The sequence below is a fragment of the Nonomuraea sp. NPDC050153 genome (assembly GCF_044460125.1).
Lineage (GTDB): Bacteria > Actinomycetota > Actinomycetes > Streptosporangiales > Streptosporangiaceae > Nonomuraea.
On record NZ_JBITJQ010000027.1, the window covers coordinates 159,179 to 182,252 of the forward strand.

Consider the following 23,074-nt stretch of genomic DNA (forward strand, 5'->3'; position numbering starts at 1 on the left):
TCTCGGCATGACCGTCACCCCGATCGATCTGTTCGCCTCCTCCATCCGCCTCCGCCAGGGCGGCAGGATTCACGCCGGCAGAAGAAGCACGGACCCCGACCAGGACGGCTGGCAGCTGATGGCCTTCCACGCGAAGACCGACGCCGACGTCCACGCCGGCCACTGGGAGGTCCACCCCGAGGCCGAGGAGATCGTGTCCTGCCTCGTCGGGAAGATACGCCTCTACCTGCGTCCGGAGCGGCCCGGACAGCAGGAGGAAGAGATCCGGCTGGTGGCCGGCACCGCCGCCATCGTCCCGCGCGGGCGATGGCACGGCATCGAGCTGGACATCCCCAGCAACATCATGGCCGTCACCCTGCCGCGCGGCAGCCGGCTGGAGAAACGGACCTCCTGACCCGCTGTGACCTCGTCGACGGGCCGGCTGAGCACATGCGGGCTAGGATCGGGTACATGCCCTTGACCGCGGACGACGTCGACCGGTTCGAGGCGTCCAGGCCGCGCATGGAGGCGATCGCCTACCGCCTCCTCGGCTCCGCCGCGGAGGCCGAGGACGCCGTGCAGGAGACGTTCCTGCGCTGGCAGGCCGCCGACGTCGGCCGCATCGAGGTCCCCGAGGCCTGGCTGACCAAGGTCCTCACCAACCTGTGCCTCAACCAGCTCACCTCCGCGCGGGCGCGCCGCGAGACCTACGTCGGCCGATGGCTGCCCGAGCCGCTGCTCGCCGGTGACCCGACGCTCGGGCTGCCCACCCGCCGCCGCCCCGTCACCCGGGAGCAGGCCCCGGCGAACGCGTCCGCCACAGCGCCCGCGTAGAGCACGGAGCGAACCGGGCTCAGCAGAGCGCTCATCATCGCCGCCAGGCCAGAGCCGAACGCGGGCCCGGCAGGGAGCTGCGCTAGCCTACCCGGCGGCAAGGCTTCAAGGACGGGGCTGGGGATGACGCGAGCGACGGAATTCGACAAACTGCGACCGCTGCTGTTCTCGATCGCCTATCGGATCCTGGGCAGCGTGACCGAGGCCGAGGACGCCGTCCAGGAGAGCTGGTTGCGCTTCGAGGCCTCCCCCACCCAGCCCACCTCGACCAAGGCCTACCTCTCCGCGACGGTCACCAGGATCTCGATCGACGTTCTGGGCTCCGCCCGGGTTCGCAGGGAGAGGTACGTCGGGCCGTGGCTCCCCGAGCCGCTTCTCGCCGACCCCTATGAGGATCCGGCGCGGTCGGCGGAGCTGGCCGACTCGGTGTCCATCGCGGCCCTGTTGCTGCTGGAGCGGCTCAGCCCGCTCGAACGGGCGGTTTTCGTGCTGCGGGAGGTGTTCGACTTCGGCTTTCCCGAGGTCGCGTCGGCGGTAGGGCGCTCGGAGGCGGCGTGCCGGCAGCTGGCGGTGCGGGCGCGGCGCCACATGGCCGCGGGCCGGCCCCGCTTCGTCGCGGACCGCAAAGAGCGGGAGGAGCTGGCGTCGCGGTTCTTCGACGCCCTGCGCGAAGGCGACGTCGCCGGCCTGCAGAGGCTGCTCGCCGCCGAGGTGTCGATGGTCGGCGACGGCGGCGGCAAGGCTCCGCAGCTGGCCAGGGCCATCATCGGCGCCGAGAACGTGGCCCGGCTGCTCGTCTCCGTCATCCCCCGGATGGCCAAGGCCGAGATCACGTTCGAGCCGCACGAACTCAACGGCCAGCCGGGCGCGATCTTCCGCGACCGGGACGGCAAGGTGCTCCACACCCTGGCGCTCGACGTACTCGACGGGCAGGTCCAGACGATCCAATTGGTGATCAACCCCGAGAAGCTCGGGCACATGGGCCCGGTGGCGGACGCCTGGGCGATCGACCGCGAGGTGAGGCAGGCCCGCCGGTCCGCGGAATGAGGTAAGACGCGCCGCCGACGGCGTCCGGACGTCACACCGGCTTGCGGGCTGCCCGATCTCGCCGAGCCCGCTCCCGCGCGCGGGCCAGGGCCGTGTCCCGCGCGAGCGCTTCCTTGGCCGCCTCGATCTCCTCCTCAGCCGGCCCGGTCGCCGTCTCGGGCTCGGTCGCCCACCGCACCTGTTCCAGGTCCCGCGCCGCTTCCTCATCGGCGCGTTCCCCCCGCCAGCCCGCGTCCGGCCGCCACTCGCGGCGACGCCTGTCGGCCTCCTGCCCGCGCTCCACCATGGCCCGGGCCGCCTGTGGCGACACCAGGGCCAGCCATTCGCGGGCCAGCGCCGCCCACGCGTTCGCATCCGTCACGATGCCCACCCCATCCGCCGATCCATACCCTCGCAAGCCCTTCCCGCAACCCGGCCGGCCTTCACGTCCGGCGGATGCTCTGCGGTTCCCCTGTCTACCGGCTATTTCACGCCGACGTCGGCTGATGTGGCGTTCGTCGATCCGGGCAAGGGGGGCGGGGTCCGGTCGACCGTGGGCCCGCGACCGAACGACGCAGCCGGACACCGTCGCGCAGCCCGCGCGACGGGCGACCAGGGGCGCTCGGGATCAGGTGCGGCGTGCGGCCCATACGGCGCGTTCTGTGCGCACCGCCAGGTCGTCGCGGCGCAGGATGCTGCGCGGACTGCTGGTTTCCAGGAGCTGGTCGAGCGCGGTGAGGTCCGCGGAGGACAGCTCGGTGGCGACGGCGTTGCGGATGCGCTGCAGGCCGACGAGGGCGTAGCGGCCGATCGCTTCGCTGCGGGAGCCCTCGATGTTCACGGCGATGGTGCGTTCACCCTCGACCGTGAAGCCGGCGGCGGTCAGCATCGGGCCCCAGTCGGCGCCGCGGTGGGGCATGTGCTCGGCGTGGAAGCGGTCGGTCGCGGCATGGCAGCGCTCTTCCAGGCCGGGCCGGTCCTCGGGGGCGCTCTCGGGCAGGAAGCGGGGGAAGCCGGCCAGCTCGACGACGGCGAACAGGCCGCCGGGGGTGAGCGCGTCATGGACGTTGCGCAGTGCTCGATCGGGGTGGGCCAGGTGATGCATCGAGGCCGACGCCCACACCAGGTCCGGTGAGCCGAGGTCAGGCCAGGCGGGGTCGTCGAGGTCGGCCTGCACGGTGTGAACGCGCTCCTCCACGCCACGGGCGCATGCCTTGGCGCGCAGACGCTGAAGGTGTCCGGCGGAGGTGTCGACGGCGGTGACGTGCGCGTCGGGGAAGCGGTCGAGGAGGGCGAAGGTGCCCGCGCCCGTGCCGCAGCCCAGATCCACGATCTGACGCGGGCTTGTCTTCAGCGGCAGCCATGCGGTGATGGAGGCCATGTGTTCGGCGAGGACCTCGGCGTCCAGGTCGAGGATTTCCGCCTGGCCGTCGGCGTCGTGCTCCTGGTGGCGTTCGTGCTGAACGCCGTGGTGGTGGGTGTGCGGGTGTGCTTGGTTCATGCCTCCACCGTAGGACGGTCATGCGTGTGCGGCATGACAGGTTCCCGTTTACGCAAGGAAGTGGCCGGTTGCGCTGCCCGTCGCGCAAGGTGTCGCCGTCGCGCGGCCCGCGGAGTCATTCACAGGCGCCCTGGGCGTCGCGGTCGCCGCCCTCTCGCTGGTGGCCGCGCCGGGCGTCGCGGTCGAAGATGCCCAGGATCTCGCAGGGTCTGCCCTCGGCGCCGATCGCGTGCGGCATCATCGTGGGGAACTCGGCGGCCTGGTTGGTCTCGATGCGGAAGCGGCGGTGGCCGAGCATGAGAACCGCGGTGCCGGACAGGACGACGAGCCATTCGCGGCCGGGGTGGGCGCGCATGCGCGCGGGATTCTCGGGCGGCGGTTCGGTCATGCGCTGGCGCACCACGCTCATGCCGGGATCGCCCTTTATGGGCCAGCGCATGAGGCCGCGGGTGGCATCGATCATCGGGCTGATGACAATGTCGTCGGCGGCGGTCTCCACGAGCTGATCAAGCGTGGTGTCCAGGGCCCGGGCGAGGGTGACCAGCTGATCCAGGGCGAGGCGGCGCTGACCGTTCTCGATGCGGCTCAGCGAGGACTGGCTGAGGTGGGCGCGGGTGGCCAGCTCTTCCAGGGACCAGCCCTGCGCCACCCGCAGGGCGCGGATGCGTTTGCGTACAAGGCTGTCCAACTCTCCATCTTCTTGCGTCATGAGCAACATCGTATGCCCTTGATGCAAAGCGGGGTTAGCGTCGTGCGCAGATGGTCCGCAACGTCTGGGGCCACGTTCAAGAAAGCGTAGGAGGACATGGCTGCAACGACTTCCTCGTACACGAGTGACGCACTGCCCAGCGAGACCGTCGATACGGTGGTGATCGGCGGCGGTGCCGCGGGGCCGAACGGTGCGCTGACGCTCGCCCGCTCCCGCCGCTCGGTCGTCGTGATCGACAGCGGCACGAGAGCGGCGCCCTCGCCGGAGTGCGCCTGGCCGACGGCCAGGTCGCGGCCCGGCGCGTCCTCGCGGTCGCCACGCGGACGCAGGCCCGCACCGAGGGCCTGGGAGGTCTGAAGCCGCCGCTGGAGAACCTGCCCGACGACATGGGCCGCCGCTTCGCCTCCGGCATGGCCGGCACCACCGAGATTCCCGGCGTGCGGGTGGCCGGCACCACCACCGACTTCGCCGCCCAGGTCGGCGCCTCCGCAGCGGCCGGCGCCCTGGCCGGCTCCCATGTCAACGCCTTGCCGGCCGCCGCGGACACCGACGCGGCCCTTACCGCGGCCCGGGGCGAGGCACCCACCCCCTGACAGCCCGGCGCGAAACCGGCCTACCGCTCGACCGCACCTGGCGATGCGCGCGGTGGCCGCGCCCACCCCCTCACTCGGCGACCGGCCCCTGCTCCGGCGTTGACGCAGCATGCCCTTTTTGAGAGGAACCCATGAGCACGAACCAGTCCCTGCAGACCGCTCAAGCCGACGGCGGGGGCGTACCTGATGCGCGTCAGCTGCGCACGATCCTGATCGCCGTCTCCATCGCGTTGATGGCCGTCATCGCGTCGGTGTCCGGGCTGAACGTCGCGCAGACCCACATGGCCGTGGAATTCGACGCCTCACAGAGCACCGTCCTGTGGATCATCAACATCTACACCCTCGTCCTGGCCGCGCTGCTTCTGCCGCTCGGAGCCGCCGGCGACCGCCTGGGCCGCAAGCCCATGCTCATCGCCGGCCTGGGTGTCTTCGGCGCCGCGAGCGTTGTCGCGGGCCTGGCCCAGTCGGCCGGGGTCATGCTCGCCGCGCGCGTCGCCGGTGGTGTCGGCGCCGCGATGATCATGCCCATCACCCTTGCCGTCATCACCTCCACCTTCCCCGAGGAGCAGCGTGGCAAGGCGATCGGCGTCTGGACCGGCGTCGCCGGGGGCGGTGGCATCCTGGGCATGTTCCTCTCCGCCCTCCTTGTCGACGTCGCCGACTGGCGTTGGCTGTTCGTCCTGCCGGTGGTCCTGGTCGTCGTGGCTCTGGCCATGACGCTGAAATCGGTCCCCAACTCCCGCGAGACCTCGGCCCATCGCTTCGACACCGTCGGCGCGCTGGTCTCCACCGTCGCCGTGGTCGGCCTCATCTTCGTCCTGCAGGAGGGCCCAGAACGCGGCTGGACCGCCCCCGCGACTCTGGTCAGCCTCGCCGTCGGCCTCATCGCCGCCACAGGCTTCGTGGCATGGGAGCTGCGCCGCCGCGACGCCTCACTGCTGGACGTGCGGCTGTTCCGTGAGCGAGGTCTGGCCGGTGGCTCGATCACGCTGCTGACGGTCTTCGGCGTCCAGGCGGGTATCGCCGTGGTCCTCTTCCCGTTCTTCCAGGCCGTGCTCGGCTGGTCGGGACTGCTGTCCACGGTGGCGATGATGCCTATGGCCGTCATGATGATGATGACCTCGGGCCTGGCCCCCAAGCTGGCCGCACGGATCGGTTCCCGCTCGGCGATGGCCGTGGGCATCGCGCTGGCCGGCGTCGGCCTGGTGCTCATGGCCCTGCTCGTCTCCGTCGACGGAGGGTACCTGAGCATCCTGCCCGGCATGCTCGCCATGGGCATCGGCATGGGCCTGTCGATGACCCCGGCCACCGAGGCCATCACCGGCTCCCTGCCGCGGGAGAAGCAGGGAGTCGCCTCCGCGCTCAACGACGTCACCCGCGAATTCGGCACCGCACTCGGTGTCGCCCTGCTCGGCGCGCTGCTGGCCAACGGCTACCGCGGCGCCATCGAAGGCCGGCTGAACGGCGTCCCGCAAGAGGCCGCCGACACCGCCCGGGAGGGCGTCGCCAACGCCGTGGAAGCGGCGGGGAGCGTCGGCCCGCACGCGCGGGACCTGCTCCACGCCGCCCAGCAGTCCTTCGTCGACGGCTGGCAGCAGGCCATGTGGGCAGGCGTCGCCGTCATGGGCGTCCTGTTCGTCTACATCGCCTTCCGCGGCCCCAAGAACACGCCTCCCGCGGTCGCGGACGAGACCGAAGCCAGCGAGGCCGTCGCCGCCCGGTGACCACGTAAGGACCTGGGCGCACGGCGAAGGCCTCTCGCATCTCGTCGGCGGTCTTGGTCCAGGTGAACGGTCGTGGCCGCCCTGGACGCCGTCGAGGCCAGGTACGCCGCCCGCGGCAAGACCGTCCAGATCATCGGCCGCAACCAGCCCAGCGCCCTGTCGGGAGGGCTGTCCGGAAGCCGCTGACGCCGCTCCCGCAGCCCTCGACGATTCGCACACACCGCTGCCGCGCCCGCTTCCCGGGGCGCGGCAGCGATGTTCACGGCGCGTGGGACAGTCGAAGGCCTCGACCGCGGCCGCCGGGTCAGGCCGCCCTGAGTGGCGGGTCGAGCGGGGCGGTCGTCGACCCCGGACAGCCCGCCGACTGGCTCACTGGCCCCTTCTCCCGTAGTTGGCCTGCCTCCCATCTGGGGCAGTCAAGCGAAGCCGCCGGTCAGTCGCATGAAGGCCGTCAAGGCACGCCGGGCAAGTGGACGGTGGGGTCTGGCGCGAAGGCGTTCGAGCAGGTGGAGAGGTGATCGATCAGCGATCGGCCGTTGCGATGAGGCGTCGCAGTGCCGCGTGGGCGGGTGGACCCCACGTGGCCTTGCCGCCTGACCGGCCGTGGACACCGGCGTCGCCGACGCGGAGGCCGACGAGGGCCGGGAACCGGCAGAGGGAGGCGCGGGGCGAGGGAGGGCAGCCAGGTGTGCTCCTTGAGCAACAGAGCGTCCGCTCCCTGCGTCGCCCACGGCAACCGGACGGCGAGGCCGTCACCGAGCCGCCAAAGCTGGTTGTCCCAGCCACGTGCGCCGAGCGACACCGGGTAGTCGGCCAGGTCGGGGTGCTGGTCACGCAGCAGATCCCGCACCAACTCCGCGGTGACCTCGATCCCGGTATGCGTCATGCGGAGCAACACCAGCTGGAGCGGCCTCGTCTTCATCGACTTCCGCACAGCGTGCCCACCAGCGCGTGTACCCGATAGCAGGTCAGTCCTGAGCTCGGCTGCTCACACACGGTCCTCTTCCGGCTCACCTCGCCCGTGCGCAAGACGATGTCGGGCCGATTGGACCATGTGCTGACCCGGACGCGCGGTGCCTGATATTTCCGGCATCCGGCATAGTTCCGTGGCGCCCGCTCGTCCTTGGTGGGTGACACCAAGAGGAGGACGGGTGGATCCAGGCTTTGAGGCGGCTCTGCGGCAGTTCGTCATCGACAGGTCGAGCGCGCTGTTCCGCACGGCGTACCTGCTCACCGGCGACCGGCACGCCGCCGAGGACCTCGTCCAGTCGGCCCTGGCGAAGACCGCCGCGCGGTGGCGCGGCCTGCGCGACCCCGAGGCCATCGAGGGATACGTCCGCCGCACCATGTACCACGAGCAGGTGAGCTGGTGGCGCCGCCGGTCGCGGGTCGTGGAGGTGAGCACGGACGAGCGGCTCGACCGGGCCGGCGACGGGCACGCCGAGGCGGCGGACCTGCGCGTGACGATGCGGGCGGCGCTGTCCCGGCTGACGCCCCGGCAGCGGACCATGCTCGTCCTGCGCTACTTCGAGGACAAGTCGGAGACCGAGATCGCGCGCCTGCTGGGCGTGCGGGTGGGCACAGTCCGCAGCCAGATCTACCGATCGCTGGAGCGGCTGAAGAAGTCCGCCCCCGAACTGAGCACTGTGAGGGAGTTCCGTTGAACGTCGAGAACCTGCTGCGTGAGACCCTCGCCGACATGGCGGACGAGCAGGTGCCGCCACCCCCGGCCCGCTTCCTCCCCAACCGTCCTGCCCGCCGCCGGAGGGGCACCGCCCTGGCGGCCGCGGTCACCGTCGTCGCCCTGGCCGTGGGCGGCACGATCGCCGTCAGGACCCTCTCGCCCGAGGCGGGCCGGTCGCAGGCACCCATGGCCGCGCGTCCCGAGCCGGAGCGGACGCACAAGGTGACCATCAATGAGGGATGGCGGGTCGCCCGCTTGTTCGACAACCTCTCCCGCGTGACCGGCGAGCCCGCGGAGTCGTTCGCGCGGGCCGCCGAGGACGGCCGGGCACTGGGCCTGCCTCCGTACGCCAAGGGCAGGTTGGAGGGCTTCGCCCACCCCGGCACGTACAGGTTCGCCGACTCCGCCGCCCCCGCCGAGATCCTGACCGCGATGGTGGCCCGGTTCCGCGAGACGGCGGACGAACTCGGCCTGGCCTCCCGGCGCGCCCCCTTGGACGTCGTCATCATCGCCAGCCTCGTCCAGGCCGAGTCGCCCACCGAGGCCGACATGCCGAAGGTGGCCCGCGTCATCCACAACCGCCTGGCCCGCGGCATGCTGCTGCACCTCGACAGCACCGTCCTCTACGGCCTCGGCAGGGACGGCGGCGATGTCACGAACGAGGACACGAAGCTGCGTTCGCCGTACAACACCTTCCGCCATCGCGGCCTGCCTCCGGGACCCATCTCCAACCCCGGTGAGGCCGCGCTCAAGGCCGCCCTCCACCCGGCCGCGGGCTCCTGGCTCTATTTCGTGGTCACCGACCCGAAGCGCGGCACCTTGGAGTTCGCCACGTCCGAGGAGGAGTACGCAAAGCTCGCCGAACGCGCGCGGCGGTCCGGTTAGCGCGTCGCGCGCACGAGGTTCTCATCCAGCGAGCAAGTCGATGTCCACCCCGGCGGCGAGCTCGCCGCCGGCGGCCGAGGTGGATGCGCTGCGTGTCCGGTCGCGCTGGCCTGGCTGTTCTTCGTGCTGGCGTACGCGACCGCCATCGTCCTGATGGTGCGGGCCGGCCTGGCCGGCGAGGCCTCGCTGGGCCTCATCGTCGCGGCCATCGCCGTCACCAGCCAGATCACCGGGCAGGTGCAGACCTTGTTGACCTTGACCTTCTGGACGCTGGAGTCGCTTCGGGCAGCCCGGACGTTCCTGGACGTGGTGGAGGACGGCGCCGTGGAGCGGGCGGCCGTCGTGCCGGCCACGCCGGTGAGGGTGCCGGCCCGGCTGGACGGCGGCATCAAGGTGGAGGGTCTCAGCTTCCAGTACTGGAACCGCGATCAGCCTTCACTGAACGACATCAACCTTGAGCTCCCGGCCAGCGCCGTGGTGGCCCTGGTCGGCGAGAACGGCGCGGGGAAGTCGACGTTCGTCAAGATGCTCAGCGGTCTCGACCGGCCGAGCGCGGGGCGCATCCTGGTGGACGGGACCGATCTCGCGCAGTTCGAGCCGGAGGACTGGCGCGCCCGGATCACGGCGGCCTTCCAGGACCCGGTACACATCGAGATGTCCCTGAAGGACACGATCGGGCTGGGCCGGCTCGAGCATCGCCACGACCCGGAGCGGATCCTCGAGGCGCTGCGCACGGCCGGCGGCGACAGGCTTCTCGCTTCGCTGCCCGAGGGCCTGGAGACCCGGCTCGGGCGGAAATCGTGGGACGGCAAGGGGCTGTCGGGGGGCCAGTGGCAGACGGTGGCCAACGCCCGGGCTGCGATGCGGCAGACGCCGCTGCTGCGGGTCCTGGACGAGCCCACCGCCAGTCTCGACGCACGGGCCGAGGAGTGGCTGTTCCAGCGGTACGCCGACTTGGGCCGTCTGGAGGGCGGTGTGACGATCCTCGTCACGCACCGCTTCACCACCGCCTGGGCGGCTGATCTCATCGTGGTTCTGGACGGCGGCCGGGTCGTCGAGGTCGGCACTCACGACACGCTGAGTGAGGCAGACGGACTTTACGCCGAGTTGTTCCGCCTCCAGGCCCGGTACTTCGTCTAAGCGCGTAGTCAAAGGTTCTGTATGTAACGCGCTCGGTCGGAGGGACGTACCAACGCGAAGACCTCGACGTGGGTTCGGATCAGGTCTCCAAACCTGATCCGCACCCGGACAAGGTCACCGCCAGTCCACCGCGACCGTGTCGTGTCCGCGGTTGCGGAGCTCTGCTTCGAGCAGGCGCCAGTCGAAAGCGCTGCCGCCGGCGCCGTGGATGAGAGCGAAGGTGGTCATGACGGTTCTGACTGTGGGCGGCCCGGAAACTCATGGGAGGTTGACCTGCGACGGGCTGCCACCCGCGCCGATCAAGGGCACGACGCAGCTGTCCTTCACGGACCGGGCTGGGCGTGGCATCGCCGCAGCCGGTGCTCCGGGAGCCTTCACAGACATCATGAGCACCGTTCATATGGCCACGATCGGCCTTGGCTGTCGGTCGTGGTCGACCTCGCGCGGCGAGCTGCCGCGGATCGTCGTACAACGCCTGACATCACACCGCTTCCAGGCCAATCGATAGCATTCGGCGATGTCCCGTTTCGAGGTGAGCACCCTCGTCCTCGCGCCACCGCCGATCGTCTTCGACGCCTCGCTGTCAGTGGACCTCCACACCTCCTCCATGCGCCACTCCAACGAGCAAGCAGTCGCAGGCACCACCTCCGGGCAACTCGCTCTGGGCGACCAGGTCACCTGGCGCGCCCGGCACTTCGGCCTCACCTGGCACCTGACCTCGACCATCAGCGCCTACATCCGCCCGACATACTTCGTCGACGAGCAGGTGACAGGCCCATTCCGGCACTGGCATCACGCACACACCTTCGAAGCCACACGCCACAACCACAGCGAAGCCACCCTCATGAAGGACATCGTCGACTTCACCGCCCCCGCCGCCCCACTGGGCACCATCGCCGAGGCCCTCGTCCTCAAGCGCTACATGACCAAGCTCATCCTCCATCGCAATGCCCACATCAAAGAGATCACCGAAAACCCCCTGCGATGACGCCACCTCCCGCCTCGCGCTCGAAACCTCCACACCACCTCAGCCCGCAGAGACGCCCGCACCAGAGGCCGCATGCGCCCTTGACTCAAGTGGTAGGGGACCCGAATGCCGCTGGACCACCAGGCGTTCTCCCCGACAGCGCGGCAAGACAAGATCTTCGAGGACCGCTGCAGGAATGAGCGCCAGATCCCCCTGCCGCCACCGACAAGACCCGCCATCGCACTCACCGGCAGAAACCAGTCGACTCCGGGGATCCCTGTGCTGTCCTGCGCCTCGCCTCCCGACAGTCGAGGTCGAAGGCTGATGCCGGAACGAGATCTCAGCCTGCGAAGATCGCCCGGCCTGGCTCACACTCCACGGGAAGACCCCCATGACGCTTTGGGCGCTCGCCCTGACGATCGCATCAGTGCCCGCGGTTGTCCTGCCATCGCCGCCGGCAGCCGCCGCAGCTCAGCTCGACCCTGTCACCGCGCTACGCCGCCGGCTCACGAGCGATGACGGCGTGACGTTCTCGAACGTCATGGTCTCCAGGTCCGGAGGAAAGCCGATGACCTTCCGGGAGTCGGGAGTCCACGAGCTGGCCCAGGGGAAGATCGTCGCGAGCGAGATCGTACGTCCCAAGGACTTCATGTTCGGCAAGTACCGCCAGCGCCTCATCCTCTTCCCGAACCGGGTCTACGAGCAGTCGGCCGGCTTGCGGAAGTATCTGCCGCAAGGCAAGAGCTGGGTGGTCTCCGAGGAGAAGCAGTCTCTCGCCCTGGTCTGTGGCCAGATGCGACTGAGCGTTCCCGGCACGCTCAAGGCCCTGCTCGCCGCCACCGAGGTTAAGCGCCCGTCCGGCGTGTACGATGGAACCCGCACCACCCTCTACGAGGGCTCCATCACCCTGGGCGAGCTCGCCAAGGCCGACCCTGACCTCCGGATCGGCGTAAATCACAGGCCCACGGGCAAGTACGCCCGCGTCCGGATCGACTGGCAGCTCTGGATCGGACAGGACCAGCTCATCCGGCGATGCCACAGCGATTCCAGGCAACCGGGCATCCCGAAGCTGAGCGACAAGCCCATTCATTACGTCAACGACATCCGTCTGTCCCGGTGGGGCCGGCCGATCGACATCCAGGCGCCTCCGACCGATCAGGTGGCGACCTACGACGAACTCAACATTCCGGAGTAGACACCCAGCCACGCTCCCTCAGCCGCCCGAAAGCGAAAGGGAAGGCAACCAGCGCGACGTGGCCGGCCCGGAGCTGGGCAGGTTTGCGACATCCTGACCATGCTCACCGTGCTGACCACGCCCCCGCCCGCCGACTGGTCCGGCGCGGGCGACGAGCGCCGCCTCCCCTCGCGTCCCTGCCGCACCCAGTACGCCACGCGGCCGAGCGGGTCGGGATGAAGTTGACGGCGGGAACGTGACCTGCGCGGACTCCATCGCCAGGTGGCTAGTTCCAGGAGCCAGGCACCTGGTAGGGCACTTTGCCTTCGAGTTGCTCCTGGTCGAGCACCTCGCCCTCCAGGGGCAGCGCAACGGTGACCTGCCGTCCCCAAGCGGAGTAGCGAGTGTCCGCCTTGACGCGGAGCACGGAACCCTTCCAGTGGTGCAGGACTCCCCTGGCCGTAACTCGTTCCACCAGTCCAGCCGTGCTCAGATGGAGGGTGTAGGAGATGGTGCTGACGGGCTTGCTCCAGGAGTAGCCTTGGAAGCGCGAGGCAAAGGAATCGGATATTTTAACCAGCTTGTCGGCCTTGATCGTGCCCTTCACGACCCCGCCCCGCCAGGACGTGCGGTGGGCCAGCAGCGCCGTGAGCGTGGCGGGCTCCAGAACCTCCAGCAGCGGGTTACTGGCAGGCAGATCGGTATGCGGGTAGCGCACCCAGTTCGTGCCCTGCGGAAGTGCGTCGGCGAATCGCGGGCCTGAGACGTAATCGTCGTAGCCCGACGAGATCACCCTCAGAGGCGTTTCTTCCAGGGCGGCGTCCTCCGCCATGTCGAGTTTTTTCAGGCCGTTCATCACCGTCTTGCTGAATTGCAGGCGCTGGGACGTATCAGAGGCGATCTCGCCTTGCGGCCCGAACCCCACCATGCCGTCTACGTTCATGGTGTAGTACACGCCGCGACCGTGATCCACCTTTGCGGTGGACACGATGTTCACGCCCTTGCCGCGGATCAACGCCGCCCGGAGCGCCGTCACCGGGTCGGCCCTGGGCCCCGCCTGCGCGGGGGTGGCGACGAGCTGTGCCAGGCCCGCGATCAGGATTACACCCACGACGGTCCGCTTCATCATGATCCCCTGGAAATTGGTCTGAGGGACGCAACAATCTCGTGCATGAGAGATCAACTGTCAAGCCGGACCGCGACCGTGGAGGAACAGAGCACCGCGCACCTCCACCCTGTCGAATGCTCGGTCGGCGCGGTGTGAAAGTGCCACCGGAATGCGGCCGTGGAACGGCGAAGCCGCTGTTCCGCGGTGGAGTGACCGATTGTGAGCGTGCGGGCAGCCACGGTGACAGAGACGTCGTCGTCGAGCGCCTCAGGTGTCGCAGCGTCCGAACATCTGCACGTACGTGAGGGCCGGGGTGATGGACCCGTCGGCTGGATTCGCGCTCCCCCACGCCACGCTGACGACCATGTGCCTGAACCGCGGGTCAAGGATGTTCTGTCGATGACGGTCACTTTTCATCCACCAAGTGAAGGCTGCTCGGGGTGTCACGGCCTCCCTGCCCGGGCCCGTGTAGGCGTTCTCGCCGACCCAGTGCTGCCTGCATCTGGGGCCGTACCCGGCGCTCCACGCACGATCCCCTGGGGTCGTCTTGGTTACGGGGTGGATATGCGGGTCGCACAACTCGGGCTTGTCTTGTCTTGGAACGCAGTTCCCGACTTCGGCTACGGTTCCCCACCAACGCAGTCTGGCTGCCTCGTCGGCATGCTGTTGCGCGGCGTTCCCGAGCTCGACTCGATTATTTCTTCGGATGTTGCTGTAAGCCCCTTGAAGGGGTTTCAACGGATTGGGTTGGCCGGCGCGTGCCTGATTGACGAGGCACGTTATCGCCCGTTCGATCTGGAACCGTTGCAGCTTGAAGAACGCGCGCCCCTGCGGCGTGTCGGGGAAATCAGATCGGTTGGGCGTGTACACCATGTCTGCCCACTGGCACTGCTGAGCGATCTTGAGTTCATTGAGTGTTGCAGCTGTGCCCGAGGTTGTTGACTGCGCCGGGGATCCGCATGCCAGTCCCAACGCGACGGCGCCGGCCGATGCGAGTATGGCGGATTGCCGAAAACGCGATATGCCGAGCATCGCATTGCCTCCCTTCCGGGGGCCCTCGCTGGCAATTTAACAGCCCTCCGTCACCGGCTGATACATGGCTTTGACGCGGATTGGGCAGATTAATTTTTGTCCGAAAGTCAATGGCATTCCAGCATCTGGATAATTCTCTACCGGGCGACGCGCCGGTCGGCGTTGGCGATCACGGGAGGGGCTCGGTGACCAGGGTGACGGCCTCGTCCAGCTCGGCGCGGGCTTGAAGGCGGCTGAAGTGAACCCCGTCCGGGGTGACCACGGCGGTGGCGCCCAGATGTTCGGCGAAGAGCCGGACGTGCTCCAACGGATCGGGGTGAGCCACGGCTCGGGCCGCGGCGCCTCGCGGTCGGGCATCTGGGGCACCCGTACGTCGTGACCCGGGAACTGCCGGACCAGGTGACCGTACCAGGCCTGATCGGGCGAGCCCGCGTACTCGTGGGAGACGACGCCCCGAGGCCCATCAGGCGGTGCTGGCCGCCACCGTCGAGCTGCTGGAGGAGCACGGCTACCAGGCGTTGACGATCGAGAAGATCGCCCAGCGGTCGAAGGTGGCCAAGAGCACGATCTACCGGTGGTGGCGTTCCCGGCCGGAGCTGGTGATGGAGGCATACACCCACGTCGTCGCGCGCCGCATGCCCGAACCTGACACCGGCACGGTCAACGGCGACCTGAGCGCGTTCGTCACCCAGCTCAGCAGTGTTGCCGAGCACTCTCCACGAGTACAGGCGTTACGCGGCTTGATGCCGAGGCCCAGCTCGATCCCGATTTCCGCGAACCGTTCCGCAGGTGGGTGGACAGCCGCCGTGCCGTGGTGGCCGCGATGCTGACACGCGGCATCGAGCGCGGTGAACTCCGCGCCGACCTCGATGTCGGCCACACCGTCGACCTGGTCTTCGGGTCCTTCTGGTACCGGCTCCTGGTCGGCCACGAGCCACTCGACCCGGCCGACGCACCGGCACACGTAGCCCAGGTGCTCGGCAGCCCTTATGTCAGCACTTCTCCTGCCTGACAGGCGTGCGCGGCGATGCGCCAGTCTTGACCGCAATCCGGGGCGGGCAGAGCCGGCGCTCGGGCCTGGTCGCGCGAGGAGGCGTACCGCGGGACCGTGGCCCATTCGTTACCCGCTTTCGGCATGATCACGGTCCATGAAGAAGACGATCATCGTTCTGGCTGCCGGCTGCGCGGTTCTGGTGACTGCCACCCCCGCGCAGGCCGCTCCCAAGGATCCCGTCCGAGCCCTGAAGAGCAAGCTGGTTTCCGGGCACGGCGTACGGTTCACCGAGACCACCACGCTCATCGGGGACGGCAAGGTCAAGCTGCAGAGCCGCAAGGGAACGTTCCAGTTCAACGCCAAGGGCATCGCCGCCTCGGACATCACCAACAGGACGGGCTCCACCGAGCCTGAGCGGACCATCAGCGTCGGCAAGGTCAGCTACACCTCGGGCGGCATCTGGAAGGAGCGCCTGCCAGACGGCAAGACCTGGCTCAAGACCGGCGGCATGCCCGGCGGCGCCGGCGGTTTCTACGGGCAGGTCATCAACCCCGCGGAGCCGAAGACGTTGGCCGCGCTGGTCAAGAAGGGCAAGCTGAGCGGAAGCACCGTTACAGGAAAGATCACGTTCAAGGAACTAGAGAAGGTGTCGCGCTGGTTCGACGCGTCGATCCCGCTGCGCATGCACAACGACACGAAAGTCACCTACACCCTCACGCTCACCTCGGCCGGGCTCGTGAGCAGGGTGAGGAGTTCGTACGCGGCAACAGGGGTGTTCGACAAGAGCGGCTTCGACGGCAAGACGATCACGATCGACAGCCGTTTCACCGGGTGGGGCGTCAAGGTGGCGATCAAGGCGCCGGACCCGGAGACGGTGACCACTGACGCGGGTTCCTGATTGCTCCGTCGACCGGCCCTGGGCCTTCCGCGGCCTGGATCGCGGTCAGCGGCAGCGGCTTGAGCCGCTCCCGCTCCGCGTTCGTCAAGTCGCCACGGCCCTCGGAGCATGTGGGATTCGCCTCTGGCCGGGAGGCTTGAGCAGGCGGATTCTCGAGGCAGGAGTCATGCCAAAGCCGCTGTTCGCGCGGGCTTCATGAGATGAGCGATGTACGCCGGCCCGCGGAACATTGTGATGTCATGGCAGGTGCCCATCGTCGGCACCTGGATCGGGGAAATGTCATGTCTGCTGGGACAGGAGACGCCGGCGAGGAGGGCCGGAGTCTGGGAACGCTTCTTCGGGCCTGGCGGAACCGGGCGTTGCTGACCCAGGACGAGCTCGCCGATCGGGCAGGCGTCAGCGTCCGCACCGTTCGCCGGCTCGAAGGCGATGCCGTCGGGCGGCCGCGGAGCGCGTCGCTCCGGATGCTGGCCGAGGCCCTACCTGCGCCGGGCCGGCGGTGGTCTGGGCGGGCTGGCCACCGCGGACTCGGCCATCAGCCTGCGGGTGGTGCTGGCCCGCTCCTACGACGTGCTGCCCGACGACGTGGCCCGCCTGTTCCGGCTGCTCGCCGTACATCCTGGACCGGACCTCACCGCGGCGGCGGCCGCCAGCCTGGCCGGCGCCGACCCGGCGCGGGTCCGGCAACTCCTGGACGCCCTGCTCGACGGGCACCTGGTCACGGAGGTCACGCACGGCCGGTACGCCTGCCACGACCTGCTCCGAGCCTTCGCCCGCGAGCTCGTCGACGAGACGGAGCTGCCGTCGCAGCGACGTGCCGCGGCGCGCCGATTGGTCGAACACTACCTGCACACCACGTACGAGGCGGCGTTACGGCTGCACGTGCCGGCCGAGTGGCTGGAGCCCCTCGAACCGGCCCCGCCCGGCGTGCGAGCCGAGCACCTGGCAGAACACCGGCAGGCGCTGGCCTGGTTCCAGGCCGAGCACGCGGTCCTGACGGCCGTCCTCCGCCAGGCCATGGCCGATGGCCTGTACGCCCAGGTCGTTCAGCTGGTGTCGACTTTCCAGTTCTGGCTGCTCCGGCAGGGCCACCGGCAGGAACACCTCGATTGCCTGCACGACGCGCTGGAAGCGACCGGCCGCACGGGCGATCGGCGAGCGCAGGCGGCCGCGCACCGGTGGCTCGTGCCGGTGGTCGCCGAACGTGGCGATCTCGAGCAGGCGTACTCGCACTTCCACCGGGCCGCCGCGTTCGCGCGCGAGGCGGGCGATCTGACCGAGAAAGGGTTCGCCCTCTTCGACATCGCCCTGGCCTGCACCCAGGCGGGACGCATGGAGGAGGCGTTGCGGCATGCGCGGGCGGCCCTCGACCTTGTTCGCGCGGCCCGCCTGACCGCCACCGAAGCCTACGTCCTGAACCTGATCAGCTGGTGCCGGTGCGCGCTCGGCGATTACGAGCGAGCACTCGAGTCCGGCGAGAAGGCGCTGGCCATCGCCACCGAAGTGGGCGACAAATCCAGCCAAGGCCATATCTTGGACACGCTGGGCAACATCCACCACCACCGGGGCGACCTTGAGGACGCGATCGCGCACTACCGGCGTGCCCTCACCTCGTGTCGCGATCTCGGCCACCGCTATGACGAGGCCGAAATCCTGCTCCGCTTCGGCGACTCGCTCCACGCCACCGGCCAGCCCGCCCAGGCGGCCCACTCTTGGCGCCTCTCCCTGACCATCCTGGACGAACTGGGGCACCAGTCCGCGGATGAGCCGCGGGCGAGGCTCCGCGACCACGATCTCTCACCCGCCTGATCACGTCGGCAACGTCTTCGCGGGTTGGGTCGAGTTCCGGGCCCACCCCACTGTCACGCCGTCCAGGCCGTACTTGGCGGCTTGCTGAGTCGCCCAGCCCAGGAGCGGTCCGAGTTCGTGGGCCTTGACGGTGGCCACCTTGCGGGCCAGGACCCGGTTGTCATGATCCATCAGGGCAGCGACCTGCTTGTCCTCGCCCAGATCGATCGCCAGCACCCCCCGGTCTCGCCGGACGACCCCACGCAGCGCGACGATCTCTTGGTTACGACGACGGTCTCCCCGGGTCAATCCGCTGCCCTGAGCCACGAACGTCCTCCTGTGTGTCTTGGGATTAGAAGCCCGTCAACCTCACCAGGGGGACGTTCCTTCTTCAACCCGCGAACTGCTACGGGTACTTACTACGGCGGGGGCTTTGAGCCTTCGGACAGACCGATGCCTCGTCAACACCTGGTGAGCCGGCACACGGCACTCCACAGACGACGGCCTTACAGCGGCCACGCGGGAGGTATGTACGGCAAGGGCGCGGAGCGGGTGGCGGTGTCGGCCGGTGACGGAGCCGGGCAGAAGCGGTCCCTGCCGGGCAGTGTCCCGGCGGCGAGGAAGGCGACCAGCGCCGCGTCGGCGCAGCTGCCGAGCCCGATGACGCCGTGGCCGCCCTGGTCGACCGTGATCATGACGGCCCGCCGTCCGAGCGTCTTGCGCAGGCCGCGTGCGCCTACCAGGGGCGTGGAGGGGTCGCGGGTGTTCTGCAAAATCAGGACGTTGCGCGGCCCGTGACCGGTGACCGTCACCGGCGGCTCGACGGGCCGGGTCGGCCAGGCCGCGCATGGCCACAGGTTCGAGGGCATGCCCGCCGTCACCGGCCACGCCTTCCGGTCGGCCGTCACCTGCCGGGCGTGCAACGCCAGGCTGCGTGGCCAGGCGGCGTCGTCGCAGATCACCGCGTAGAGGGCGGCGACGTGGTTGTCTGCCGGTATCTGAGCTGTCGTCCCCATGCCCCCGCCGGCAGAGCCCAGCCGGTTGAGACGCGTCAGGATGGTGGCATCCATGGGGGATCCCGAGACGGCGGCCGTGAGCTGCTGCCAGAACTCGGCGATGACGGGGAAGTCGCCGTCGTAGTAGAGCCCCAGTCGGGTGATCTCGCGCAGTGCGTTGCCATCGAGCACGAGGCCACCCTCGACCGGCAGGGGCTCCCGGTCCAGGGCCGCGATCAGCCGATCGAAGGTGCGCCTGACCTCCTCCGGCGTCGTGCCCAGGTGGTAGCCGGCATCCCGCTCAGCTGCGAAGGCGAGCAGGTCGGGCAGGCGTACCGCGACCGCCTGGTTCCAGGTCCGAAACATGTCCCGCCACACCAGGCCCGGGTCGGCGGCGCTGTCCAGCACGATCCGGTCGGCGCGTCCCGGGAACAGCGAGATGTAGACGGCTCCCAGGTAGGTGCCGTAGGACAGGCCGAAGTAGGACATTTTCGGCTCACCGAGTGCGGCTCGGATGCGGTCCATGTCCCGGGCGGTGTTGGCCGTGGTGATGAACGGGAGCAGATCGCCGGAATGCTCGGCGCATGCGGCGGCGGTGTCCCGTGCGAAGGTGATGTTCCGCTCGATGCCGCCGTCCGGCGCCGGGTAGGGCAGCGCGAGCGTCAGCTGGTTGGTGAGATCGAGGCCGCAGGTGACCGGGGTGCTGTGGCCGATCCCGCGCGGATCGAAGCCGATCAGGTCGTACTGATCCAGCACCTCGCGCGGCATGATGACCGCCAGCCGGCTGGGCAGGTCCAGGCCCCTGCCGCCCGGGCCGCCCGGGTTGGACAGCAGGATCCCGCGACGCGTTCCGGGTTGCGCGGTGCTGATCCGGGAGATCGCGATCTCGATGCTTCGCCCGCGCGGGGCGCGGTAGTCCAGCGGCACCCGCAGAGTCGCGCACTGCTGGCGAGGATCGCGCGGGACGCCGGATTCCACCGGGGGGCACTCGCCCCAGAGCGGGGCCGCTCCCTTGGCCGGCCCGGCGGCTTCGGCCACCGCCTCCGGCGTGCCGATCCGGGCCTCGGCCGACGTGGCCGCGCCTGCCGTCGTGGTGGTCACCATCGCCGCGGCGATGAACATTGACAGCGTTGATCGCAGACTTAATCGCACTGACACTCCTTCTCATTAGGAACAGATGCTTTCTTGATGACAAGAAAATCGGCACTGCCGGGTACGTGAGCCCTTTGCTCAGAATGGTTGCGTGGGGCACTTCAGGCGAAGATGTAGCGCGACCGGCCGTCGGGCCGGGCCCATTCGCGTAAGCCATGCCGGCGATGACAGATGCTCTTTTCGAGCACGCACGTACGGGATCGCATGGGCGATCTACCGGCGCGAAGACTTCCGCGGCCGTCCGATCGGTGTTCAGCTGCTTCGGATGATGTTCTACTGCTCGTCGAGAAAGACTTCTTCGATCGTCAGGTCGAACACCTTGGCGAGGCGGAAGGCGACGGGAAGGCTCGGGTCGAACTTGCCTTTCTCGATCGCGTTGATCGTCTGCCTTGACACGCTGATCCGCTGAGCCAGATCAGCCTGTGTCCAGTCGCGTTCGGCCCGGAGTTCCGTGATGCGGTTCTTCATCGGTATCTGATCATGCCAACGGCGAAGGCGATCAAGAAGACGACTCCCAGGAACGCGGGCAGGACTGCGGCGTTGACGTCGTAAGTGATGAGGCCGGCGGCGTCCGCGACGACATAGGCGAATCCGCCGACCCACCCTGTTCCGAGGGAGATGGCCAGAGCCTCCTGTATGACCTTGCGCTGCAACTCATCGATTCTCTGAAGAAAGCGAGTGAAGGCGACGATCCATCCGATGCCGACGGCCAGGTTGACGGCGACCGCGGCCCAGCTTGCCACCGGTTGCTGAGAGTCCCACAAGAGTTCGGGACCGAACTTGGCTAGGGCGAGGGTCACCGTCCAGGCGAGTGTCCAGAGTACGAGCCGGACGGCTGCCTTGGTCGACTCCCGGTAGTCCCCGGTCGTGGTGTGTGCTTGCACGGGTCGCCCTCCTGCGGCGAGAAGTAAAGGACACTTGACACGGTAGGAGGCGGCCGCCGTGGTGTCAAGTGTCCTTTACACCGGCCGGGTCGACCCCCGGTCAGGGCACCGTGGGACGGTCACTGGTTCCGCCCGACAACGCTGCTTCAGGCCATCGCCGTCAACCAGAAGCCGACGTAATCGATCTGCGGCAGCCCCGCGGCCGGGCAGCATGACGGCATGACGGCCGCCTACGGCATGCTCCAAGTCATCGTCGCGCTCACCCGGAACGGGTCGTAAGCACAAGCGGGTGGCCTGCGCCCGCGCAGGCCACCCGCGAGATCGTTCGCCGCTCAGAGCGGACCAGCTGACTGTTGACCCTCAGCGGCCGGTCTCGGCCCGAGGTCGAGCTGTTTACTCATGTCGAGCTCGAACTTGCCGTACAGGTTCAGATGGGACCAGAACAGAGCCGACAGGGCCCGCCGGTCGGCGTCGGTGAGCTTTTCCGCCACTTCGGCTCGGCCAGGACGATCTGCACCATCCTGGTGTTCAGGTAGACGATCGCGGCCTGGACCAGGTGAAGGGCCAGCGCGGCTTCTCGGCACGCTCATGAACGTCACCGAAGCCCCCCAGGGGCTGATGACAATTCTCCCGAGCGGACGTCGGCTCTGAGAAGTCCCAGGCCCTGTGATGATCAACAGCCGTTAGCATGGCGGGATGGGAGAGGGGGCTGGCCTCGCAGCAGTCGAGCCCGAGCCTCCCCAGGTGATGGCGCGAACGCATCATGGGACAGGCGCAACCTCCAAGAAGGCTCATCTACGTGGGGTACCCCCGGAGATTGCCGGTCTAGTCGATGTCCTGGGCGATGAACTCGGCGTAACCGTCCGCGTCCCAATTGAAATCGGACTTGGGTTTGTGGTCATGGATCTCCATCTCAAACAGCCAGCCCTCGCCGTAGGGGTCCCTGATGAGTAGCTCCGGGGTGTTGGCGAGTTCGGTGTTGACGGCGACGACTTTCGCCTCGACCGGCGCGCAGAAATCGCTCCAGTCCTCGTCAGGAGCAGCATCCCCGTCCTCCCACTCCTCGTCGGGATCAGCATTCCCCTCCTGACTCCAGCTGACCCGACCGAAGTAGTCACCCAGCTCGACGTAGCTACCTACCTCAGGCAACTGCACCTGCAGCCCTCTGTCGGGGATCTGACCTATGAAGAAGGTGGTGAAGCCGACCCTCACACGGTCGCCAGGCGTGTCCAGCTTCCTGTTGCGCTTGAACCACTCCCCGTTGCCCCACATGTGCAGTTCACCGGCGTACAGGCGATCCTGGGGGTACTCGCTCACTTCTTCCTCCCGTAGAAAGGCAAACCGAACCCTTCTGATCTTCGCCCGGTGGCGGCTGTAGTGTCGAGGGGCCGCACCCGGGCCCAGACCATCGCCGTGGCGTGGTCGTCCAGGAGGCCGCGCGCCCAGGTGGTCAGCACCGCGCGACGTTCGCGGAGCTTGATCTGTTCGGCGACCAGGAGGGCGATGTGGTTGCAGGCCACGCACCGCGGCCTCTGCCCGCGTACGGCGAGGCCCTGCTGACACCGGGCACCGCAGTCGGCGCACACACGCTGCGTGGCGGTCGCCCGCCGGTCGGCCGCCGCGAGCCGGCGGCCTGGTGGCCGCCGAGTGACCCTGACCCCACCTGGGCTCCCGAGTCAGCCTGAGCCGTACATCTGGTGGCACGCGGCGTTGCGAATGGCGAACTCGGGTTTGTTCGGCGGGAACAGCTGGTCACACTTCTTGTCGATGATCGTGCCGCCGCTACCGGAATCGTCGGCAGTGCTCCGGCCTTCAGGCCGGGGGTGAAGCCGACCAGCCCGCGTAGCGGGGCAAGAACAGCCGTTTCGCCGCCGGGCGGACCGGCGTCCACCCAGCTCAGACGGGCCGGTTTTGCTGCTCGATGTACTGGCGCAGGACACTGATCGGAGCGCCGCCCACCGATCCGGCGAAGTAGGAGCCCGACCACAGTTTGTTCGCCCGGTAGTA

Annotated in this window: 28 protein-coding genes and 3 pseudogenes; 17 read left to right on the forward strand and 14 right to left on the reverse strand. The window is 68.8% G+C overall.

All coding sequences use genetic code 11. The annotated features are described in order from the left end of the window. Nucleotides 1–7 precede the first annotated feature (7 nt). The 3 genes and pseudogenes from ACIBQ1_RS44310 (at nt 8) to ACIBQ1_RS44320 (ending at nt 1,860) form a co-directional block, all read left to right on the forward strand. Complete coding sequence (locus ACIBQ1_RS44310; RefSeq protein ID WP_397286896.1) at nt 8–394, forward strand: cupin; 387 nt, start codon at nt 8–10, stop codon at nt 392–394. A gap of 56 nt (nt 395–450) precedes the next feature. After that, a pseudogene (locus ACIBQ1_RS44315) lies at nt 451–741 on the forward strand (sigma factor); the annotation flags it as partial. Between the two features lie 195 nt (nt 742–936). Beyond that, nucleotides 937–1,860, forward strand: a complete 924-nt coding sequence (locus ACIBQ1_RS44320; RefSeq protein ID WP_397286898.1) for an RNA polymerase sigma-70 factor — start codon at nt 937–939, stop codon at nt 1,858–1,860. 31 nt (nt 1,861–1,891) lie between these two features. On the opposite strand, the gene ACIBQ1_RS44325 is transcribed toward ACIBQ1_RS44320, so the two are convergent. From ACIBQ1_RS44325 to ACIBQ1_RS44335, 3 genes are all read right to left on the reverse strand, one after another. Continuing rightward, a complete protein-coding gene (locus tag ACIBQ1_RS44325) occupies nt 1,892–2,221 on the reverse strand; it encodes a hypothetical protein (protein ID WP_397286900.1) in 330 nt (109 codons plus the stop codon). A 246-nt stretch (nt 2,222–2,467) separates the two neighbouring features. Beyond that, on the reverse strand, nt 2,468–3,340 hold the full coding sequence (locus ACIBQ1_RS44330; RefSeq protein WP_397286902.1) for a class I SAM-dependent methyltransferase: 873 nt from the start codon (nt 3,338–3,340) through the stop codon (nt 2,468–2,470). Between the two features lie 115 nt (nt 3,341–3,455). Then, complete coding sequence (locus ACIBQ1_RS44335) at nt 3,456–4,049, reverse strand: helix-turn-helix domain-containing protein (RefSeq protein WP_397286904.1); 594 nt, start codon at nt 4,047–4,049, stop codon at nt 3,456–3,458. Between the two features lie 96 nt (nt 4,050–4,145). Here ACIBQ1_RS44335 and ACIBQ1_RS44340 point away from each other — a divergent pair, with 96 nt between their 5' ends. The 9 genes from ACIBQ1_RS44340 to ACIBQ1_RS44380 all read left to right on the forward strand — a co-directional run bounded on the left by ACIBQ1_RS44340 (nt 4,146) and on the right by ACIBQ1_RS44380 (nt 12,237). After that, nucleotides 4,146–4,406: an FAD-binding protein gene (locus tag ACIBQ1_RS44340; protein WP_397286906.1), complete on the forward strand. Its 261-nt coding sequence runs from the start codon at nt 4,146–4,148 to the stop codon at nt 4,404–4,406. Continuing rightward, complete coding sequence (locus tag ACIBQ1_RS44345; protein ID WP_397286908.1) at nt 4,316–4,642, forward strand: hypothetical protein; 327 nt, start codon at nt 4,316–4,318, stop codon at nt 4,640–4,642. The genes ACIBQ1_RS44340 and ACIBQ1_RS44345 overlap by 91 nt, the downstream gene beginning before the upstream one ends. A 131-nt stretch (nt 4,643–4,773) precedes the next feature. Continuing rightward, complete coding sequence (locus ACIBQ1_RS44350) at nt 4,774–6,366, forward strand: MFS transporter (protein WP_397286910.1); 1,593 nt, start codon at nt 4,774–4,776, stop codon at nt 6,364–6,366. Nucleotides 6,367–7,517: 1,151 nt separating this feature from the next. After that, nucleotides 7,518–8,030, forward strand: a complete 513-nt coding sequence (locus ACIBQ1_RS44355) for a SigE family RNA polymerase sigma factor (protein ID WP_397286912.1) — start codon at nt 7,518–7,520, stop codon at nt 8,028–8,030. After that, nucleotides 8,027–8,935, forward strand: a complete 909-nt coding sequence (mltG, locus tag ACIBQ1_RS44360; RefSeq protein ID WP_397286914.1) for an endolytic transglycosylase MltG — start codon at nt 8,027–8,029, stop codon at nt 8,933–8,935. Before ACIBQ1_RS44355 ends, mltG begins: the two co-directional genes overlap by 4 nt. A gap of 123 nt (nt 8,936–9,058) precedes the next feature. Next, nucleotides 9,059–10,075 carry an ATP-binding cassette domain-containing protein gene (locus tag ACIBQ1_RS44365; RefSeq protein ID WP_397286916.1) on the forward strand — a complete coding sequence of 339 codons (1,017 nt, stop codon included), beginning with the start codon at nt 9,059–9,061 and terminating at the stop codon, nt 10,073–10,075. Between the two features lie 226 nt (nt 10,076–10,301). Next, nucleotides 10,302–10,583: a hypothetical protein gene (locus tag ACIBQ1_RS44370; RefSeq protein WP_397286918.1), complete on the forward strand. Its 282-nt coding sequence runs from the start codon at nt 10,302–10,304 to the stop codon at nt 10,581–10,583. 9 nt (nt 10,584–10,592) lie between these two features. Continuing rightward, complete coding sequence (locus ACIBQ1_RS44375; RefSeq protein WP_397286920.1) at nt 10,593–11,063, forward strand: cyclase; 471 nt, start codon at nt 10,593–10,595, stop codon at nt 11,061–11,063. 370 nt (nt 11,064–11,433) lie between these two features. Then, complete coding sequence (locus ACIBQ1_RS44380) at nt 11,434–12,237, forward strand: hypothetical protein (protein WP_397286922.1); 804 nt, start codon at nt 11,434–11,436, stop codon at nt 12,235–12,237. A gap of 265 nt (nt 12,238–12,502) precedes the next feature. Here ACIBQ1_RS44380 and ACIBQ1_RS44385 read toward each other — a convergent pair whose 3' ends face one another. From ACIBQ1_RS44385 to ACIBQ1_RS44395, 3 genes are all read right to left on the reverse strand, one after another. Then, the gene (locus ACIBQ1_RS44385; RefSeq protein ID WP_397286924.1) at nt 12,503–13,345 is read right to left on the reverse strand and encodes a hypothetical protein; all 843 of its coding nucleotides are present in this window, start codon (nt 13,343–13,345) and stop codon (nt 12,503–12,505) included. 246 nt (nt 13,346–13,591) lie between these two features. Then, nucleotides 13,592–14,356, reverse strand: coding sequence for a CAP domain-containing protein (locus ACIBQ1_RS44390; protein WP_397286926.1), 765 nt, complete (start codon nt 14,354–14,356; stop codon nt 13,592–13,594). 169 nt (nt 14,357–14,525) lie between these two features. Further along, the gene (locus tag ACIBQ1_RS44395) at nt 14,526–14,681 is read right to left on the reverse strand and encodes a hypothetical protein (protein ID WP_397286928.1); all 156 of its coding nucleotides are present in this window, start codon (nt 14,679–14,681) and stop codon (nt 14,526–14,528) included. A gap of 145 nt (nt 14,682–14,826) precedes the next feature. Here ACIBQ1_RS44395 and ACIBQ1_RS44400 point away from each other — a divergent pair, with 145 nt between their 5' ends. From ACIBQ1_RS44400 to ACIBQ1_RS44420, 5 genes and pseudogenes are all read left to right on the forward strand, one after another. Next, on the forward strand, nt 14,827–15,186 hold the full coding sequence (locus ACIBQ1_RS44400; protein ID WP_397286930.1) for a TetR/AcrR family transcriptional regulator: 360 nt from the start codon (nt 14,827–14,829) through the stop codon (nt 15,184–15,186). Further along, nucleotides 15,147–15,368 (forward strand): annotated as a pseudogene (locus ACIBQ1_RS44405) (TetR-like C-terminal domain-containing protein); the annotation flags it as partial. The gene ACIBQ1_RS44400 and the pseudogene ACIBQ1_RS44405, both read left to right, overlap by 40 nt. Before the next feature lie 136 nt (nt 15,369–15,504). After that, a complete protein-coding gene (locus ACIBQ1_RS44410; protein WP_397286932.1) occupies nt 15,505–16,248 on the forward strand; it encodes an outer membrane lipoprotein carrier protein LolA in 744 nt (247 codons plus the stop codon). Nucleotides 16,249–16,529: 281 nt separating this feature from the next. Then, nucleotides 16,530–16,685 (forward strand): annotated as a pseudogene (locus ACIBQ1_RS44415) (helix-turn-helix transcriptional regulator); the annotation flags it as partial. A gap of 580 nt (nt 16,686–17,265) precedes the next feature. Beyond that, nucleotides 17,266–18,057 (forward strand): tetratricopeptide repeat protein, encoded by a 792-nt coding sequence (locus ACIBQ1_RS44420; protein ID WP_397286948.1) that lies wholly within the window; start codon nt 17,266–17,268, stop codon nt 18,055–18,057. Here ACIBQ1_RS44420 and ACIBQ1_RS44425 read toward each other — a convergent pair whose 3' ends face one another. The 8 genes from ACIBQ1_RS44425 to ACIBQ1_RS44460 all read right to left on the reverse strand — a co-directional run. Beyond that, on the reverse strand, nt 18,058–18,363 hold the full coding sequence (locus ACIBQ1_RS44425) for a hypothetical protein (protein ID WP_397286934.1): 306 nt from the start codon (nt 18,361–18,363) through the stop codon (nt 18,058–18,060). It lies immediately after the preceding gene. 179 nt (nt 18,364–18,542) lie between these two features. Beyond that, entirely contained in the window at nt 18,543–20,183 is a 1,641-nt protein-coding gene (locus ACIBQ1_RS44430) for an alpha/beta hydrolase (RefSeq protein WP_397286936.1), read from the reverse strand. Between the two features lie 273 nt (nt 20,184–20,456). Continuing rightward, a complete protein-coding gene (locus tag ACIBQ1_RS44435; RefSeq protein ID WP_285778997.1) occupies nt 20,457–20,651 on the reverse strand; it encodes a helix-turn-helix transcriptional regulator in 195 nt (64 codons plus the stop codon). Further along, entirely contained in the window at nt 20,648–21,067 is a 420-nt protein-coding gene (locus ACIBQ1_RS44440) for a hypothetical protein (RefSeq protein ID WP_397286938.1), read from the reverse strand. The genes ACIBQ1_RS44435 and ACIBQ1_RS44440 overlap by 4 nt, the downstream gene beginning before the upstream one ends. A 332-nt stretch (nt 21,068–21,399) precedes the next feature. Continuing rightward, nucleotides 21,400–21,558, reverse strand: coding sequence for a hypothetical protein (locus ACIBQ1_RS44445; RefSeq protein ID WP_397286940.1), 159 nt, complete (start codon nt 21,556–21,558; stop codon nt 21,400–21,402). Nucleotides 21,559–21,892: 334 nt separating this feature from the next. Next, complete coding sequence (locus ACIBQ1_RS44450) at nt 21,893–22,384, reverse strand: hypothetical protein (RefSeq protein ID WP_397286942.1); 492 nt, start codon at nt 22,382–22,384, stop codon at nt 21,893–21,895. Then, a complete protein-coding gene (locus ACIBQ1_RS44455) occupies nt 22,381–22,587 on the reverse strand; it encodes a hypothetical protein (RefSeq protein ID WP_397286944.1) in 207 nt (68 codons plus the stop codon). Before ACIBQ1_RS44455 ends, ACIBQ1_RS44450 begins: the two co-directional genes overlap by 4 nt. Nucleotides 22,588–22,963: 376 nt before the next feature. Continuing rightward, nucleotides 22,964–23,074, reverse strand: a 111-nt coding sequence (locus tag ACIBQ1_RS44460) for a transposase (RefSeq protein WP_397286950.1), incomplete at its 5' end; no start/stop codon positions are given.